13 protein-coding genes and 1 pseudogene are annotated in these 14750 nt (G+C 66.9%); 7 read left to right on the forward strand and 7 right to left on the reverse strand.

Going from position 1 to position 14750, the window contains the following annotated elements:
- Positions 1-14: 14 nt before the first annotated feature.
- Positions 15-686, reverse strand: coding sequence for a CatB-related O-acetyltransferase (locus tag NU1_RS14490; RefSeq protein WP_067521595.1), 672 nt, complete (start codon positions 684-686; stop codon positions 15-17).
- 53 nt (positions 687-739) lie between these two features.
- Here NU1_RS14490 and alaS point away from each other — a divergent pair, with 53 nt between their 5' ends.
- The 5 genes from alaS to NU1_RS14515 are packed head-to-tail and all read left to right on the forward strand — an operon-like array spanning position 740 to position 6747.
- On the forward strand, positions 740-3409 hold the full coding sequence (gene alaS / locus NU1_RS14495; protein ID WP_067521597.1) for an alanine--tRNA ligase: 2670 nt from the start codon (positions 740-742) through the stop codon (positions 3407-3409).
- Positions 3409-3981 carry a Holliday junction resolvase RuvX gene (gene ruvX, locus NU1_RS14500; RefSeq protein ID WP_067521599.1) on the forward strand — a complete coding sequence of 191 codons (573 nt, stop codon included), beginning with the start codon at positions 3409-3411 and terminating at the stop codon, positions 3979-3981. The genes alaS and ruvX overlap by 1 nt, the downstream gene beginning before the upstream one ends.
- Positions 3978-5423, forward strand: a complete 1446-nt coding sequence (gene mltG / locus NU1_RS14505) for an endolytic transglycosylase MltG (RefSeq protein ID WP_067521601.1) — start codon at positions 3978-3980, stop codon at positions 5421-5423. Before ruvX ends, mltG begins: the two co-directional genes overlap by 4 nt.
- Positions 5413-6225, forward strand: a complete 813-nt coding sequence (locus tag NU1_RS14510) for a shikimate dehydrogenase (protein ID WP_067521603.1) — start codon at positions 5413-5415, stop codon at positions 6223-6225. The genes mltG and NU1_RS14510 overlap by 11 nt, the downstream gene beginning before the upstream one ends.
- A gap of 60 nt (positions 6226-6285) precedes the next feature.
- A complete protein-coding gene (locus NU1_RS14515; protein WP_067521737.1) occupies positions 6286-6747 on the forward strand; it encodes a B-4DMT family transporter in 462 nt (153 codons plus the stop codon).
- Positions 6748-6757: 10 nt separating this feature from the next.
- On the opposite strand, the gene NU1_RS14520 is transcribed toward NU1_RS14515, so the two are convergent.
- Both NU1_RS14520 and NU1_RS14525 read right to left on the reverse strand, forming a co-directional pair.
- Positions 6758-7267, reverse strand: a complete 510-nt coding sequence (locus NU1_RS14520) for a pyridoxamine 5'-phosphate oxidase family protein (protein WP_067521605.1) — start codon at positions 7265-7267, stop codon at positions 6758-6760.
- Positions 7268-7372: 105 nt separating this feature from the next.
- Positions 7373-7819 carry a DoxX family protein gene (locus NU1_RS14525; RefSeq protein WP_067521607.1) on the reverse strand — a complete coding sequence of 149 codons (447 nt, stop codon included), beginning with the start codon at positions 7817-7819 and terminating at the stop codon, positions 7373-7375.
- A 215-nt stretch (positions 7820-8034) separates the two neighbouring features.
- On the opposite strand from NU1_RS14525, the gene NU1_RS14530 reads away from it, so the two are divergent.
- Entirely contained in the window at positions 8035-8703 is a 669-nt protein-coding gene (locus tag NU1_RS14530; protein ID WP_067521609.1) for a Uma2 family endonuclease, read from the forward strand.
- A 99-nt stretch (positions 8704-8802) separates the two neighbouring features.
- Here the strand turns inward: NU1_RS14530 and aroB are convergent, their stop codons facing one another.
- The 4 genes and pseudogenes from aroB to NU1_RS14550 all read right to left on the reverse strand — a co-directional run bounded on the left by aroB (position 8803) and on the right by NU1_RS14550 (position 13448).
- Positions 8803-9921, reverse strand: a complete 1119-nt coding sequence (gene aroB / locus NU1_RS14535; RefSeq protein WP_067521611.1) for a 3-dehydroquinate synthase — start codon at positions 9919-9921, stop codon at positions 8803-8805.
- 1118 nt (positions 9922-11039) lie between these two features.
- Positions 11040-11669, reverse strand: a pseudogene (locus NU1_RS43230) (shikimate kinase); the annotation flags it as partial.
- Positions 11670-11698: 29 nt separating this feature from the next.
- Positions 11699-12904 (reverse strand): chorismate synthase, encoded by a 1206-nt coding sequence (gene aroC / locus NU1_RS14545; RefSeq protein ID WP_067521613.1) that lies wholly within the window; start codon positions 12902-12904, stop codon positions 11699-11701.
- A gap of 67 nt (positions 12905-12971) precedes the next feature.
- Positions 12972-13448: a prepilin peptidase gene (locus tag NU1_RS14550; RefSeq protein ID WP_067521615.1), complete on the reverse strand. Its 477-nt coding sequence runs from the start codon at positions 13446-13448 to the stop codon at positions 12972-12974.
- A 149-nt stretch (positions 13449-13597) separates the two neighbouring features.
- Here NU1_RS14550 and NU1_RS14555 point away from each other — a divergent pair, with 149 nt between their 5' ends.
- Complete coding sequence (locus NU1_RS14555; protein ID WP_067521617.1) at positions 13598-14719, forward strand: M24 family metallopeptidase; 1122 nt, start codon at positions 13598-13600, stop codon at positions 14717-14719.
- The last annotated feature ends 31 nt before the right edge of the window (positions 14720-14750 follow it).

The raw sequence follows: 14750 nt of genomic DNA on the forward strand, positions 1-14750 counted from the left end.
TACGGCGCGAGTGATCAGAGCAGCCCGTTCTCGATGGCGATCTTCTCGATCTGCTCGGGGGTGCCCGCCATGATCGTGCGGACCTGGTCGGTGACGAGTTCGATCGGCCAGTTCCACCAGGCGGCGCGCAGCAGCCGGGCGACATCCTCATCGGCGTAGCGCTGCTTCACCGGCTGAGCCGGGTTACCACCGACAATGGTGTACGGCGCGATATCGGTGGTGACGACCGCTCCGGTGGCGATAATCGCGCCGTCGCCGATGCGGACGCCCGGCATGATCGTGGCGTTGTAGCCGAACCACACGTCATTGCCGACCACCGTGTCACCGCGACTGGGAATGGACGTGATGATGTCCATGGTCTGCTCGGCCCACGTACCGCCGAAAATGGTGAAGGGGAAGGTGGAGACGCCCTGGGTGGGATGGTTGGCACCGGCCATGATGAAGGTGGTGCCACTGGCGAGGGCACAGAACTTACCGATGATCAGCTTTTCCGGACCGAAGGCGTAGAGGACGTTCTTCTCTTCGAAATCGGTGGCGGCGTCCGGATCATCGAAGTAGGTGTAGTCGCCGACCTCGATCTTGTCGGATTCGACGTGCGGTTTCAGGAATACGGTCCGGTCGGTGTGCGGCAGTGGGAATGGGGCCGAGGGGTCCGGAATCACAGTCACCGCTGTGATGCTAGCCATCGGGCGGTGGTCGGCGAAAACCCGCTGGACCGGCCCCGGTAGGCTGGATAGTTGTGCAGACCCACGAGATTCGACGACGCTTCCTGGAGCATTTCGTTCGTGCGGGACACACCGAGGTACCGAGTGCCTCGCTGGTCCTGCCCGACCCCAACCTGCTGTTCGTCAACGCAGGCATGGTCCAGTTCAAGCCGTACTTCCTGGGTCAGGAGGCAGCGCCGTTCCGCCGAGCTACCAGTGTGCAGAAGTGCGTGCGCACCGGTGATATCGAAGAGGTCGGCGTCACCACCCGGCACAATACGTTCTTCCAGATGGCGGGCAATTTCTCCTTCGGTGACTACTTCAAGGAAGGTGCCATCACCTTCGCCTGGGAGTTGATCACCAAGTCCCAGGAGGAAGGCGGCTACGGTTTCGATCCCGAGCGCATCTGGGTGACCGCGTACGAGTCCGATCCCGAGGCCGCCGAGATCTGGGAGCGGGTCGCCGGAATTCCGAAGGAGCGCATCCAGTTCCGCGACGGCAAGGACAACTACTGGGATATGGGCGTGCCCGGTCCCGGTGGTCCGTGCTCGGAGATCTACTACGACCGCGGTCCGAAGTACGGCAAAGAGGGTGGCCCGGTCGCCGATGAGGACCGCTACATCGAAATCTGGAACCTCGTCTTCATGCAGGACATCCGTGGTGAGCTGAGCCCCAAGCTCGGCCACGCGCCGATCGGCACCCTGCCCAAGAAGAATATCGACACCGGTATGGGCGTCGAGCGCGTCGCCATGCTGCTGCAGGGCGTCGAGAATGTCTACGAAACCGATCTGCTGCGCCCGATCATCGATAGGGCCGAGCAGCTCACCGGGCGGTCCTACGGTGTCGAGCACACCGACGATGTGCGCTTCCGCGTAATCGCCGACCACGTCCGCAGCTCGGCCATGCTCATTGCCGACGGCGTCAACCCGGGCAATGACGGCCGCGGCTACGTGCTGCGCCGCCTCCTGCGCCGTATTGTGCGCTCGGCGCGCATCCTGGGTTCGGAGAAGCCGGTAATGGCCGAATTCATGAAGGTCGTCAGCGATCTCATGGCCCCGTCCTACCCGGAGCTGGCCACCGACTTCCGCCGGATCGAGACCGTCGCCGTCGGTGAGGAGACCGCGTTCCTCAAAACGCTCAGCACCGGTTCGCGACTGTTCGACGAGACCGTCGACCAGGTGCGGTCCAAGGGCGGCAAGAAGATCGCGGGAACCGACGCGTTCACGCTGCACGACACCTACGGCTTCCCGATCGACCTGACCCTGGAGATGGCGTCGGAGGCGGGTCTCGAGGTCGATGAGGCGGGCTTCCGGTCCCTGATGGCCGAGCAGCGCGACCGCGCGAAGGCCGATGCCCAATCGCGTAAGCACGCGCACGCCGACCTGTCGATCTACAAGGAGCTCGTCGATCGCGGCGCCACCGAGTTCACCGGCTTCGACGAACTGACTTCCGAGGCAACGGTTCTCGCGCTCATCTCCGGCGGCGTGCGGGTGCCGGTGGCCGAGGCGGGCTCCGAGGTCGAGGTCATCCTCGACCGTTCGCCGCTCTACGCCGAGGCCGGTGGCCAGATCGCCGACCGTGGTTCGATCACCGCCACCGGTGGGGTGAAGCTGCGCGTCAACGACGTGCAGAAGATCGCCAAGAAGGTGTGGGTGCACAAGGCCACCGTCGAGGCCGGTCAGCTCACCGAGGGCGATACCGTGCTCGCCCAGGCCGATCCGGCCTGGCGCGGTGGCGCGACCCAGGGCCACTCCGGCACTCACCTGGTGCATGCCGCGCTGCGACAGGTCCTCGGCCCCAACGCCGTGCAGGCCGGTTCGCTCAACAAGCCCGGCTACCTGCGCTTCGACTTCAACTGGCAGGGTCAGCTGACCGAGGGGCAGAAGGCCGATATCGAGGCCATCTCCAATGACGCTGTGGCCGAGAACTTCCCGGTCAATACCTTCGTCACCGATCTGCCGTCGGCGAAGAAGATGGGCGCGATGGCGCTGTTCGGCGAGAACTACGGCGATGAGGTGCGCGTCGTGGAGATCGGTGGCCCGTTCTCCATGGAGCTGTGCGGCGGTACCCATGTGCAGCACTCCTCGCAGATCGGCCCGATCACCCTGCTCGGTGAGGCGTCGGTCGGTTCCGGGGTACGCCGGGTGGAAGCCTTCGTGGGCCTGGACTCCTATAAGTACCTGGCCAAGGAACGCGCGCTGCTCGCCGGTGTGGCCTCCTCGCTGAAGGTGCCGTCGGAGGAGGTTCCGGCGCGCGTCGAGCAGCTCGTGGAGCGGCTCAAGATCGCCGAGAAGGAACTCGAGCGCACCAAGATGGCCGCGGTGCTGTCGTCGGCGGGCAAGTTCGTCGATACCGCACAGCGCATCGGTGAGGTGCTGCTCGTCGCCGAGGCCGCGCCCGAGGGTGTGGGCGCGGGCGACCTGCGCACTCTCGTCACCGATATCAAGGGCCGCTTCGGCACCCAGCCCGCCATTGTGGTGCTGCTCGGCAATGCCGATGGCAAGGTGCCGTTCGTGGTGGCCGTGACCAAGGCCGCCCAGGACCTCGGTATCAAGGCCGGTGACCTGGTCGGTGCCTTCGGTCCGAGTATCGCCGGACGTGGTGGTGGTAAGCCGGAGATGGCGCAGGGCGCGGGTTCGGACCCGGCGGGAATCGCGGCCGGATTGGCCGCGGTGCGGGCGCGGGTGGCCGAGCTCGTCGGCTGATGAACGACTCCGACACAGACAGGCCGGGCGTCGACGGCGACGCCCGGCCCGCCCGGGCGGTCAGCGAACCGGAACGGCCCACCGCGGCCGATGATCCCGGGCGCGGACGACGCGTGGCCATCGATGTCGGCACCGTCCGCATCGGCGTCGCCGCCAGCGATCCCGATGGCATTCTCGCCACCCCCGTGGAGACCGTGCAGCGGGCGAAACGAATCGCCAAGGGCGCGATCGCACCCGAGCTGACACGAATTGCCGATATTGTGCGGGAGTACGAGGCCGTCGAGGTGATCGTCGGCCTGCCACGCACCTTGCGCGGGGAGAACGGCTCCTCGGCCAAGCTCGCCACCGTGTTCGCTGATCGTTTGCGGCGATTAATAGCCCCCGTGCCGGTGCGGCTTTCCGACGAACGTTTGACTACGGTGTCAGCTGCACGCGCGTTGCGAGACAGTGGAGTTCGCGGTCGCGGGCAGCGGCAGGTCATCGATCAGGCGGCCGCCGTATCGATCCTGCAAGGATGGTTGGACGAACGGAGTGCGCTTTTGAAGTCGGTCGACCGCGGGGATGACGTATGAACGACCGCTGGACCCGAGCCGAGGAACGCTATCGGCAGGATGCCGAACGGCGCTACCGCCGAGATGATCTCGACTGGGATGAGGTGGCGGACGACTACGAGGATGACACCACCGTCATCCCGGCCTATACCGATGAGGACGAACCGCCGCAGCCGGAAACCATGCGACGGGCCGGGGATCGTTCGCGCCGCGACGATTCCGAGCCCGCTCCCCGTAAACCCGGGAAGCGCACGGGTCGATCCGCCACCCGATCGAGCGGGCCACGGTCGCGCCGGTCGTCCCGGGCGGCCTCGCGCAAGGCGGCCGAGCGCAAACGCCGCCGCCGCAATCTGTGGATCATCGCGGGAGTGTTCGTCCTATTGTTCGCCAGCGCCGCGGCTTTCGCGGCGATGAAGCTGATGAACCGCTTCACTCCACACGAGGACTTCGCGGCAGGTATGTCCGGGCCGGTGGCGGTGGTGCGGGTGCATTCCGGTGATACCGCCAGCCAGATCGCCAAGAGCATGTACGACAAGGGCGTCGTCGCCAGTACGGGTGCGTTCTACGAGGCCGCCATCCAGAACGACGGTATGAATTCGGTGCAGCCCGGCTACTACGCCATTCCGACGCACAGCCCGGCCGCCGACGCGGTGGCCACACTGGTCGGTAAGACGGCGCGGGTCGGCAATGTGGTGATCTCCGAAGGTCGTCAGCTGCACAACAGCAGTGACGTGCAGACCGGTGCGCCCAAGGACGGTATCTACGCCAAGGTCGCCGAAGCCAGTTGTGTCGCAAGTAAATGCGTCACCTATGAGCAGTTGGACGCGGCGGGTTCGGCGGATCCGAGTTCCCTCGGTGTGCCGCAGTGGGCTCTCGACCAGGTCCGTCAGGTGCCCGACCAGAGCCGCCAATTGGAGGGTCTGATTTCCGCGGGCACCTGGGATTTCGATCCCAGTGGCACCCCGGAACAGATTCTGAAGCAGTTGGTTTCCGAGAGTGCCGCGAGCTATGAGGGGACCGGGCTGCTGCAATCCGGCAGCGCCAACGGTCTCAGCCCGTACGAGACGCTCATCGCCGCGTCGCTGGTGGAACGCGAAGCGCTCGCCGATGACATGGCGAAGGTCGCGCGGGTAATCGTGAACCGGCTGGAAATCGATATGCCGCTGCAGTTCGACTCCACGGTCAACTACACCCTCGACAAAACCGAAGTCGCGACCACCGACAGTGACCGGGCGACCGTGACCCCGTGGAATACCTATGCCATGGCAGGTCTGCCCGCCACGCCGATCTCCGCGCCATCGCTGGATGCCTTGCGCGCCATGGAGAATCCGACACCGGGACCCTGGCTGTACTTCGTGACCATCGACAAGCAGGGCACCACCTTGTTCACCGAGGACTACAACGAGCACCTGCGCAGTATCAAGAAGGCCCAGGAGAGTGGGATTCTCGACAGTGGACGGTAAACCGCGCCGGGCCGCCGTGCTGGGCAGCCCGATTTCGCATTCCCGCTCACCGCAATTGCATCTGGCGGCCTATCGCGCGCTCGGTCTGGACTGGACCTATGAGCGGGTCGAATGCACCGCCGAGCAGCTACCCGGATTCGTGGACGGGCTCGGACCCGAATGGGTCGGACTGTCGGTGACCATGCCCGGTAAGGTCGCCGCGCTCGGATACGCGTCCGAGCGCACCGATCGGGCGGAACTGGTCGGTTCGGCGAATACGCTGCTGCGCCTCGATAACGGTTGGCGCGCCGACTGCACCGATGTGGACGGGGTGCGGGGCGCGCTGGCAGACGGCGGCGTCGACGAGGTGGCGCGCGCGGTCGTACTCGGTGCGGGTGGTACGGCGCGGCCGGCGCTGCTGGCCCTCGCCGACCTGGGCGCGCACACCGTCACGATTGTCGCCCGCGACCGGGGACGCGCCGCCGACACTCTCGAATTGGCCGAGCGGCTGGGCATGTCGGCCGAGGTCATCGACTTCGATCCGGACACCCTGGGCTTCGTCTGTTCCGATGTCGACGCGGTGGTCAGCACCGTGCCCGCCGCGGCCGCCGCACTCGTGGCGGAGGCGGTCGCGCAGGCCCCGGTGGTGCTCGACGCCATCTACAACCCGTGGCCGACCCCCCTGGCTGAGGCGGTCACCCGCGCGGGACACACCGTGATCAGCGGCCTGCACATGCTGCTGAATCAGGCCTACGGTCAGGTCGAGCAGTTCACCGGTAAACCCGCCCCACGGACCGAGATGGCGGCAGCGCTGCGAGAATGAGTACAGTTCTGTAACGAGTTTCAGTTCGGCGGCGGAGCCGGACGGGTTAGGGTGATCGACATGAATGCGTGGGTGTTGCGCGCCGTAGGTCTGGGAGCGCTGACCGTGGGGCTGCGCGCCCTGCTCGGCGTCGCCATGGTGCAGTGGCCGACCAACGGCTCCTGGATGCGTCCGTTGGGTCTGCTCGTCCTGATCGCGGCCGTGCTCGCCTGGGGTGTGCTGGACGGCCGCGCCGACGCCGACGGTCAGCGGGATCTCACCATGCGTTGGCTGAAGGCCGGCCTCGCCGGTGGTATCGGCGCCGGTGCGGTGGCCTGGATCCTGGACTACCTCCCGGGTTTCGACCTCGGCGACAACGGCCTGCTCTTCGAGATCACCTCGGGTGCGTCGTTCATCATTCTGGTGATCTTCATTCCCGGTGTGCTGGGTGTGGCGCTCGGCCGCTACCTGGTTCGTCGCCGGGACAACAGCGACACTGCCAGCGATCTGCCGAACTCGACGAAGGAATCCGCCACCGTCTGATCGTTCTCATTCACCTGACCAGTTCCGCCGGCTCGCTGTGCCGTGGCGCGGGTTGCCAGATGCGGCTGCGCAGATCCGTACCTCTGATCACCTGGATCCGCCACGGGTCCAAGCGCAGCACATGCAGTTTCGGGTCACCCGGTTCGGTCCAGAAGTTGCGGAGCGGATACCCCGCGCCGCGCGGGCTGCCCTTCCGGTAGAGGTCCCAGACATGTTCTTTGACCGGTAACGCATTGTCCCACTCCGCGACCGCGTCGACGGCGACCGAGTTGTTGCTCGGCTTCCAATAGGAGAAGCTCACGTTCGGGTTGTTCGCGAGATGCTTGGCCTTGACCGGGGTGTTGTAGGTGGCCAGCCAGCCGACCGGATTCCCGTCGACGTTCTCCCACACCGGGATCAGCACTCGGGTGCGCGGCCGGTTCCGGGCATCGACCGTGACCATGGTGGCGTAGTTGATGGATCCGACGTAGGCGTTGAATTCGCTTTCCAGATCGGCGAACTGGGTGACTTTGAGGCTCATGCGAGATGACAGCAACGACCGTGGCCGACAAATTCCAGCCAAGCGATACCGATGAGCGCGGATCCGACCATCGCAGCTCAACGCCAAGGTATGACCGATGGAAGGTCAGGTCGGGCGGGGTGCTGTTGCCCGGCGCCGCCACACTCCGATCGCGTCGGTTGCCCAGAGGGCCCAGGCTATCAGGATCGGCTGAAAGAGCAGGCGGAGAGCGCGTTTGGTGTCGGTGTCGAGGCCGAAGGCGTCGCGGTGTTCGACCAGTTGGGCGATATTGCCGGGGAAGATCGCTACGAAGAAGGCCGCCACTACCGCGCCTACGAGGGCGCGGCGCGGCTGCTTCCAGGCGAGGAGTAGGGCGGCGCCCAACAGGAGTTCGACGACGCCGGAGGCGTAGACGATGAAGTCGACATCGCCGGGTATCCATGGCGGCACCTGCGCACGGAAATCCTCGCGCAGGAACGTCAGATGCGAGGTGCCCGTGTACAGAAGGAAGGTGCCGAGGAGTGCCTGCAAAGCGGTTCGCCCGCGCGAGCGGCGCGGGGTTTTGGCTTCCATGCGGTCAACGGTATCCCTGCTGGCAGAGGGTTCGCCTACGGTCCGGTGCCAACGCACGTTGAACGGGCGGTTCGTATGCTGGCCCGTTCGGGTCCGATCCGCGCGTCCACCCGGGCTCGCAGTGGTGGACTCGTACACGTACGAGGCCTCCTTCGGGCGGACGAGGCCCTTGTCAACCCATCGCTCCGGGGTCCCCAGGCGGTTAGCATTGGGCCATGTCGACTCCGCACATCCAGCCGCCGGATCTCCCCGACACCATGACGTGGGACGAGCTCCAGCAGTTGCCTGATGAGATCGCGGACTTCATCGAACTACGCGATGGCCATCCGGTATGGGTCGCTGATGAGATCATGCTTCGGCACGGTCCTATGGAACACCAGAGATTCGGTCGACGTCTGACCAACGCACTAGAGGCCGCGTCCAAGACCGCCATGGCCGACAACGACAAATCATGCTGGCAGGTCGAAGGCGAAACCAATGTCTTCCTAGCGCCGGACAAATCCAGCTACCTCACCCCTGATTTCTTGGTGTGCCATTGCCTCGGAGACGAGTTCGATTGGGTCTTCGCCGACGATACGTTGCTGGTGGGGGAGGTACTCTCGCCGGCGAACACGCCAAAGCTGGTGGAAGCGAAGAAGAAGCGTTACGCCGCGGCGGGGATACCGCTGTACTGGGAGGTCGAGCTCGCCCGAGACCCCGCTCGAATCTCCGCCGTGCGTGCGTACGCACTGACCACCGGCGAAGTCCATCTGAGGGCAGGTGTCACGCCGTTGCACCCTGCCAACTACATCCTGGCGGAGGAGTGGACGCCGGAAACTCACGGAGGCATCGAAAGTAACCACCCGTACCCGATGAATATCGAGTGGTCTGACCTGGCTTTCTGATCGGTGCCAGCCGAGTCAGTGCCGTATCCCGGAAAGGGGATACGGCACTCTCGAGAGTATGGCGGGCCGGGCGGACACCACCTTCCGGCTCCCGTCGGATCAGAGGAAAATCGCTCCGCCGCCGCTGTTTTCGTTGCGGGTGATGGTGGAGTAGGCCGCTGCCAGCAGGGACGGGTCCGGGCCCTCGAGGCGGCCGGGTTTGGCCAGGCCGTCGAGGATGACGAAGCGCAGCACACCGGAGTGGGTCTTCTTATCGGTCTGCATGGACTTGAGCAGGTCGGGGAGGGCCTCGGCGTCGTAGCTGATGGGCAGGCCGATGCTGGACAGGATGGCGGCGTGGCGGTCGGCGGTGGCGTCGTCGAGGCGGCCCGCGAGGCGGCCGAGTTCGGCGGCGAAGACCAGGCCGACGGAGACCGCCGCGCCGTGCCGCCAGCGGTAGCGCTCGCGGCGCTCGATGGCGTGGCCGAGGGTGTGGCCGTAGTTGAGGATTTCGCGGAGGTCGGATTCCTTGAGGTCGGCGGCGACCACATCGGCCTTCACCTGGATGGCGCGGCGAATGAGCTCGGGGAGCACCTCGCCGGTCGGATCCAGGGCGGCCTGCGGATCGCGTTCGACGAGTTCCAGAATGACCGGGTCGGCAATGAAACCGGCCTTGATGATCTCGGCCATTCCCGCGATGATCTCGTTGCGCGGCACCGTTTCCAGGGTGGCCAGGTCCACCATGACCGCGGTCGGCTCGTGGAAGCTGCCCACGAGGTTCTTACCGGCTTCGGTATTGATCCCGGTCTTACCGCCCACGGCCGCGTCCACCATGGCCAGCAGGGTGGTGGGCACGTGGATGATCTTCACGCCGCGCATCCAGGTGGCGGCCACGAAGCCCGCGAGGTCGGTGGCCGCGCCACCACCCAGGCTGATGATGGCGTCCTTGCGGGTGAGGCCGATCCGGCCCAGCACCTCCCAGCAGAACCCGGCAACCTGCAGGTCCTTACCGTCCTCGGCATCCGGGATCTCGATGCGATGCGCGTCGATACCCTTGTCCGCGAGGGCCTTCCGCACCACCTCGGCGGTCTCGGCCAGCGGTGGCTGATGGAAGATGGCGACAGTGCGGATGCCGGACCTGTCGGTCACCTGCTCGACCAGATCACCCAGCAGACCCCGCCCGATAATCACCGGATACGGGTCGGCCGTGCGGACGTCGATACGGGTCGGCTCGCTCATCAATACGGCTCCGATTCTTCTCGTGCGGGTTGTGCTGATCGCTGCGGGTCACCCGGTGTGGACTGCTCGCCCTGGCCGGCGCGCAGGCGCCGAGCCCGCGCCCGGCGGGCGCGAGCCCGCCGGGAACGACCAGGGGAGGGGGTATCGGTGGCGTCGGAACTGTCCGTACCGCTCGAAGTATCCGACCCGGCCGGATTCGCTTCGCCGGGGCTCGAATTCGCGTCGGTGCGGCTCGAGTTCGCGTCGCCGCGTGGCGAATGGCTTGCACCGGCGGCGTTCGGACCACTCCGGGCTGTCCGCCCGGCCGGAGCCGTCTCCTCGTCGTGGCGGGAATTCGCGGCGGACTCGGTACGGGCCCGGCGGCGAGCCCGCCGGGAACGACCGGGGGAGGGGGTATCGGTATCGGTGGGACTGTCCGTACCGCTCGGAGTATCCGATCGGGCCGGATTCGCTTCGCCGGGGCTCGAATTCGCGGTTGTACGGCTGGAGTCAACGTAGCTGCTGCCGGAATCCGGGACCGCGGCAACGGCGTGTCCGGCTGTCCGTTCCCGCGTGTCGGGATCGACGGCCGTGGTGTGCGCACCTGCTGTGCCGGTGTGCGCGGTCGTGCCGTCCGTTCGGCGTTCGCTGGTGCCCAGCTCGGCCGCGTCGTCCGGGGTGGTGCGCGAATTCGGCTGGGCACTACCGGCATTCGTGACCGCGGGTCCGGCTGACCGGGTTGCGCGGCGCGGGCCCCGGCCGCGTGTGTGAGCCGGTGGGGTGGTCGGCGTGTTGTTGGCATCCGGATGGCCGCGGTGCGCATCGGAGTCGGGAGTGACATGGCCCGACGCGGTGGTTGCGCGGCCGGAGGTGGGGCCGGTGCCGACGGCCGAAGCCTTCCGGGGCTGGCCGGGATTCGTGTCCGCGTCACTGCCAGTGGGTTGGTCGGCCTGGATACCTGTCACTGTCGCAGCTGCCGTAGTGCCCGCCGCGGCGGTGCCATCGCCGGTGCGGCGGCGCGAACGGCGGTTGCGGCGGCCACGTTTCGGGGTTTCGGCCGTACCGGCTACCGCGGTGCCGGACTGTGTGCCGGCCTCGGTAGCGGTGGATTCGGATGGGGAATCCGCGACTGTGGCAGTCGAAGTCGTGGTGGTGGCCGGTTGGGCTTCGCCGGTGCCGCGGCCGCGTCGCCGTCGGCGGCGGGAGCGGGAACGGCTGCTGGGGGTCGGCGTAGCGGTCGGGGTGGTGGGTTTTTCCGCGGGGCGCTCGGTGGGTTCGACGCCCAGGCGCTCCAGGACCATGCGTACGACGCGGCCGGGGCTGCGGCCGTCGGTGCGGACGCGGATGGTGGCCACCTCGCGGTAGAGGGGGCGGCGGATCTTCATGAGTTCGCGGTACTTCTTCGCCGGGTCGTCGCCGACCAGCAGCGGGCGATTGGTGCTCGCACCGGTGCGTCGAAGGCCCTCGCCCACACTGATTTCCAGGTAGATCACGGTGCGGCCGCGCAGTACCTCGCGGGTGGCCGCCGACAGCACCGAACCACCGCCGAGGGAGATGACGCCGTGTTCGGCGAGGACGGCGGCGCGCACCACCTCTTCCTCGATCCGACGGAATTCCGGTTCGCCGTCCTCGGCGAAGATCTCGGGGATGGTGCGCCCGGTCAGCTCCTCGATTCCGGCATCGGTGTCGTAGAGGTCCACGCCGAGTTCGCGGGCGAGTTTGCGACCTATGGTCGACTTGCCCGCGCCGGGCGGCCCGACCAGCACCACCGAGCGTGGTGGCCGGCCGGTCTCATCCGTCACTGCGGTGCGTTGCCCGGGACGTGCGGGCGGGCGTTGATGCGCTTCAGGTAGCTGTTGAGATTGTCGACGGTCTCGGCCACCGAATCGCCACCGAACTTCTCCAGCGCGGCCTGCGCCACCACGAGAGCCACCATGGCCTCGGCCACCACACCGGCGGCGGGCACGGCACACACATCGGAACGCTGGTGAATGGCGACAGCCTCGGCACCGGTGGACATATCGACCGTCGCCAGCGCGCGCGGCACGGTGGAAATCGGCTTCATGGCGGCGCGCACCCGCAGCGGCTCGCCATTGGTCATACCGCCTTCGAGACCGCCCGCGCGGTTCGTCGAACGCAGCACACCGTCCGGGCCGGGCCGCATTTCGTCATGCGCCTGGCTGCCGCGCCGACGCGCGGTTTCGAAACCGTCGCCCACCTCGACACCCTTGATGGCCTGAATACCCATGAGCGCGCCCGCGAGCCGTGAATCCAACCGGTCGGCGCCGCTGACGAACGAGCCCAGACCAATGGGCAGTCCCTCGATCACCACCTCGACCACACCACCGAGGGTGTCTCCGTCCTTCTTGGCGGCCTCGATCTCGGCGATCATGGCCGCCTCGGCAGCGGAGTCGAATGCCCGCACGGGACTCTCGTCGATGGCGGCCAGATCGGTGGCCGACGGCACCACGCCGGTGGTGTTAGCCGCGCCCCCGATGGACACCACGTGCGAGATCACCTCGACGCCGAGCGCCTGCCGCAGGAACTGCTTGGCGACGGTGCCCGCCGCGACACGCGCGGCGGTCTCCCGGGCGCTGGCACGCTCCAAGACATTGCGGGCATCGTCGAAGCCGTACTTGAGCATGCCCGAGTAATCGGCGTGCCCTGGGCGCGGCCGGGTGAGCGGGGCATTGCGTGCCAGTTCGGCCAGCTCCGCCTCGTCCACCGGATCGGCCGACATGACCTGGGTCCACTTGGGCCATTCGGAATTGGCGACCTCGATGGCGATCGGTCCGCCCATCGACTTGCCATGGCGCACACCGCCGACCATGGTCACGGCATCCGCCTCGAACTTCATGCGCGCGCCGCGTCCGTACCCGAGTCGACGGCGCGCCAGCTGCGCGGCAACATCGGCAGAGGTCACCTCGACACCGGCCACCATCCCCTCGAGGATGGTGACGAGAGCAGGACCATGGGATTCTCCGGCAGTTATCCAGCGCAACACGGCTCCATCTTTCCATGAGAATTCCGTCGCCCCGACACGCGGTCCGGCATAGCCCGACGTCAGCGTGTCAGTGCCCAGGCCAGCACGCGGTCGGGGCCAGCGCCAGCACACTGGCCAGGCACATGGCGGGACCGTGTGCGATGGTCCCGGGCCGCGCCGTCGCATGCGGTGAATCCCGTGGTCGTAGCGTTTGCGCGAGTATTGCCACCGCACCCGCGAGGGCGGTCAGCACCGGAGCGGCCACGGCCGCCCACACCCACGCGTGGGCGCCGCCCAGCGCGGTCGCCGCGCCCAGCCCGATGGCCAGTTTCACATCACCGGCACCGAGCGCCGCGGGTGCCGCCAGATGTACCAATAGATAGGGCACGGCGAGCAGGCCCGCGCCGACCGCGGCGAGAGCCAGTCGGCCCGAACCGAATCCGTAGGCCAGGACGACCACCGCGCCCGGCAGGGTCAATGCGTTCGGCAGGCGCCGGTGCCGCAGATCGATCCCGCTGAGCACGGCGCACCACGCGGTGAGAACGAGCAGGGGCAGTGGTTCCATCCCTCGAGCCTGCCTCGTCGAACAGCCCAGTGCGCCACCGATTCTCGAATTGTGGACAACCTCCCCGCATGTGAACAACCAGCGTCCCGACCGGGCGCTGCCACGTGTTGGGTGGCAATGATGTGGTGTGTCGGCTGTAACTTGGACCCATGGCTGATCACGATCCGGGCCCGCGTCCGAACTACGCGCGTCGCCGGGCCGCCCTACGCGACCTGCTGGTGGAGAACCGCGTCGACGCCCTGCTGGTGACGGATCTGATCAATATCCGCTACCTCACCGGATTCACCGGATCCAATGCCGCGCTGCTGGTATACGCCTGGGACACCACCGAGGACCGCACCATCATCTGCACCGACGGCCGCTATCGCACCCAGGTCGGCGAACAGGTGCCGGATCTACGCGCGGAGATCAATCGGGCCAGTGCCCGCCGGGTGGTGGAGATCGCGGGCGAATGGCAGACCGGCCGTGTCGGATTCGAGAGCCATATCCTCACCGTCGACCAGCATCGGAGTTTTCAAGCCCTGGGTACGGGTCTGGATCTGGTGCCCATCCCCGGCCTGATCGAGCAGTTGCGCATGGTGAAGGACGATTTCGAGGTGGGTCTGCTCAGCGCCGCCTGCACTGCCGCCGATGCCGCGCTCGCCGCACTCCTGGAACGTGGGGCCCTGCGCCCCGGCCGCACCGAACGCCAGGTGGCGCGCGAACTGGAATGGCTCATGTTCGAGCACGGCGCGGATGCCATCTCCTTCGAGACCATTGTGGCGGCCGGTGTGAATTCGGCCGTCCCCCATCACCGTCCGACCGAGGCGGTGCTGGAGACCGGCGACTTCGTGAAAATCGACTTCGGCGCGATGATCGGCGGCTACCACTCCGATATGACCCGCACCTTCGTCCTCGGCAGCGCCTCGGAATGGCAGCGCGAGATCTACGACCTGGTGTATCGGTCCCAAAAAGCTGGTCGGGAGGCTTTGCGGCCCGGCGTCTCGACCAAGGCGGTGGATGCGGCCTCGCGTTCGGTCATCGAGGCGGCGGGCTACGGCGAGCTATTCGTCCACGGTCTCGGACACGGCGTCGGACTGCAGATCCATGAAGCGCCCGGACTCGCCAAAACGGGCACAGGTACACTGCTTGATGGCGTGGCGGTGACCGTCGAGCCAGGTGTGTATTTCCCCGGCCGCGGCGGAGTCCGAATCGAGGATACGCTCGTGGTTCGCCAGGGGGATCCGGAACTGCTCACCCGCACCAGCAAAGACCTGACCGAGGTCGACTGATCTCGGCTGCCCGAACTGCGTTTTAACCACG

It is taken from the genome of Nocardia uniformis NBRC 13702 (genome assembly GCF_001613345.1).
Taxonomy (GTDB): domain Bacteria; phylum Actinomycetota; class Actinomycetes; order Mycobacteriales; family Mycobacteriaceae; genus Nocardia; species Nocardia uniformis.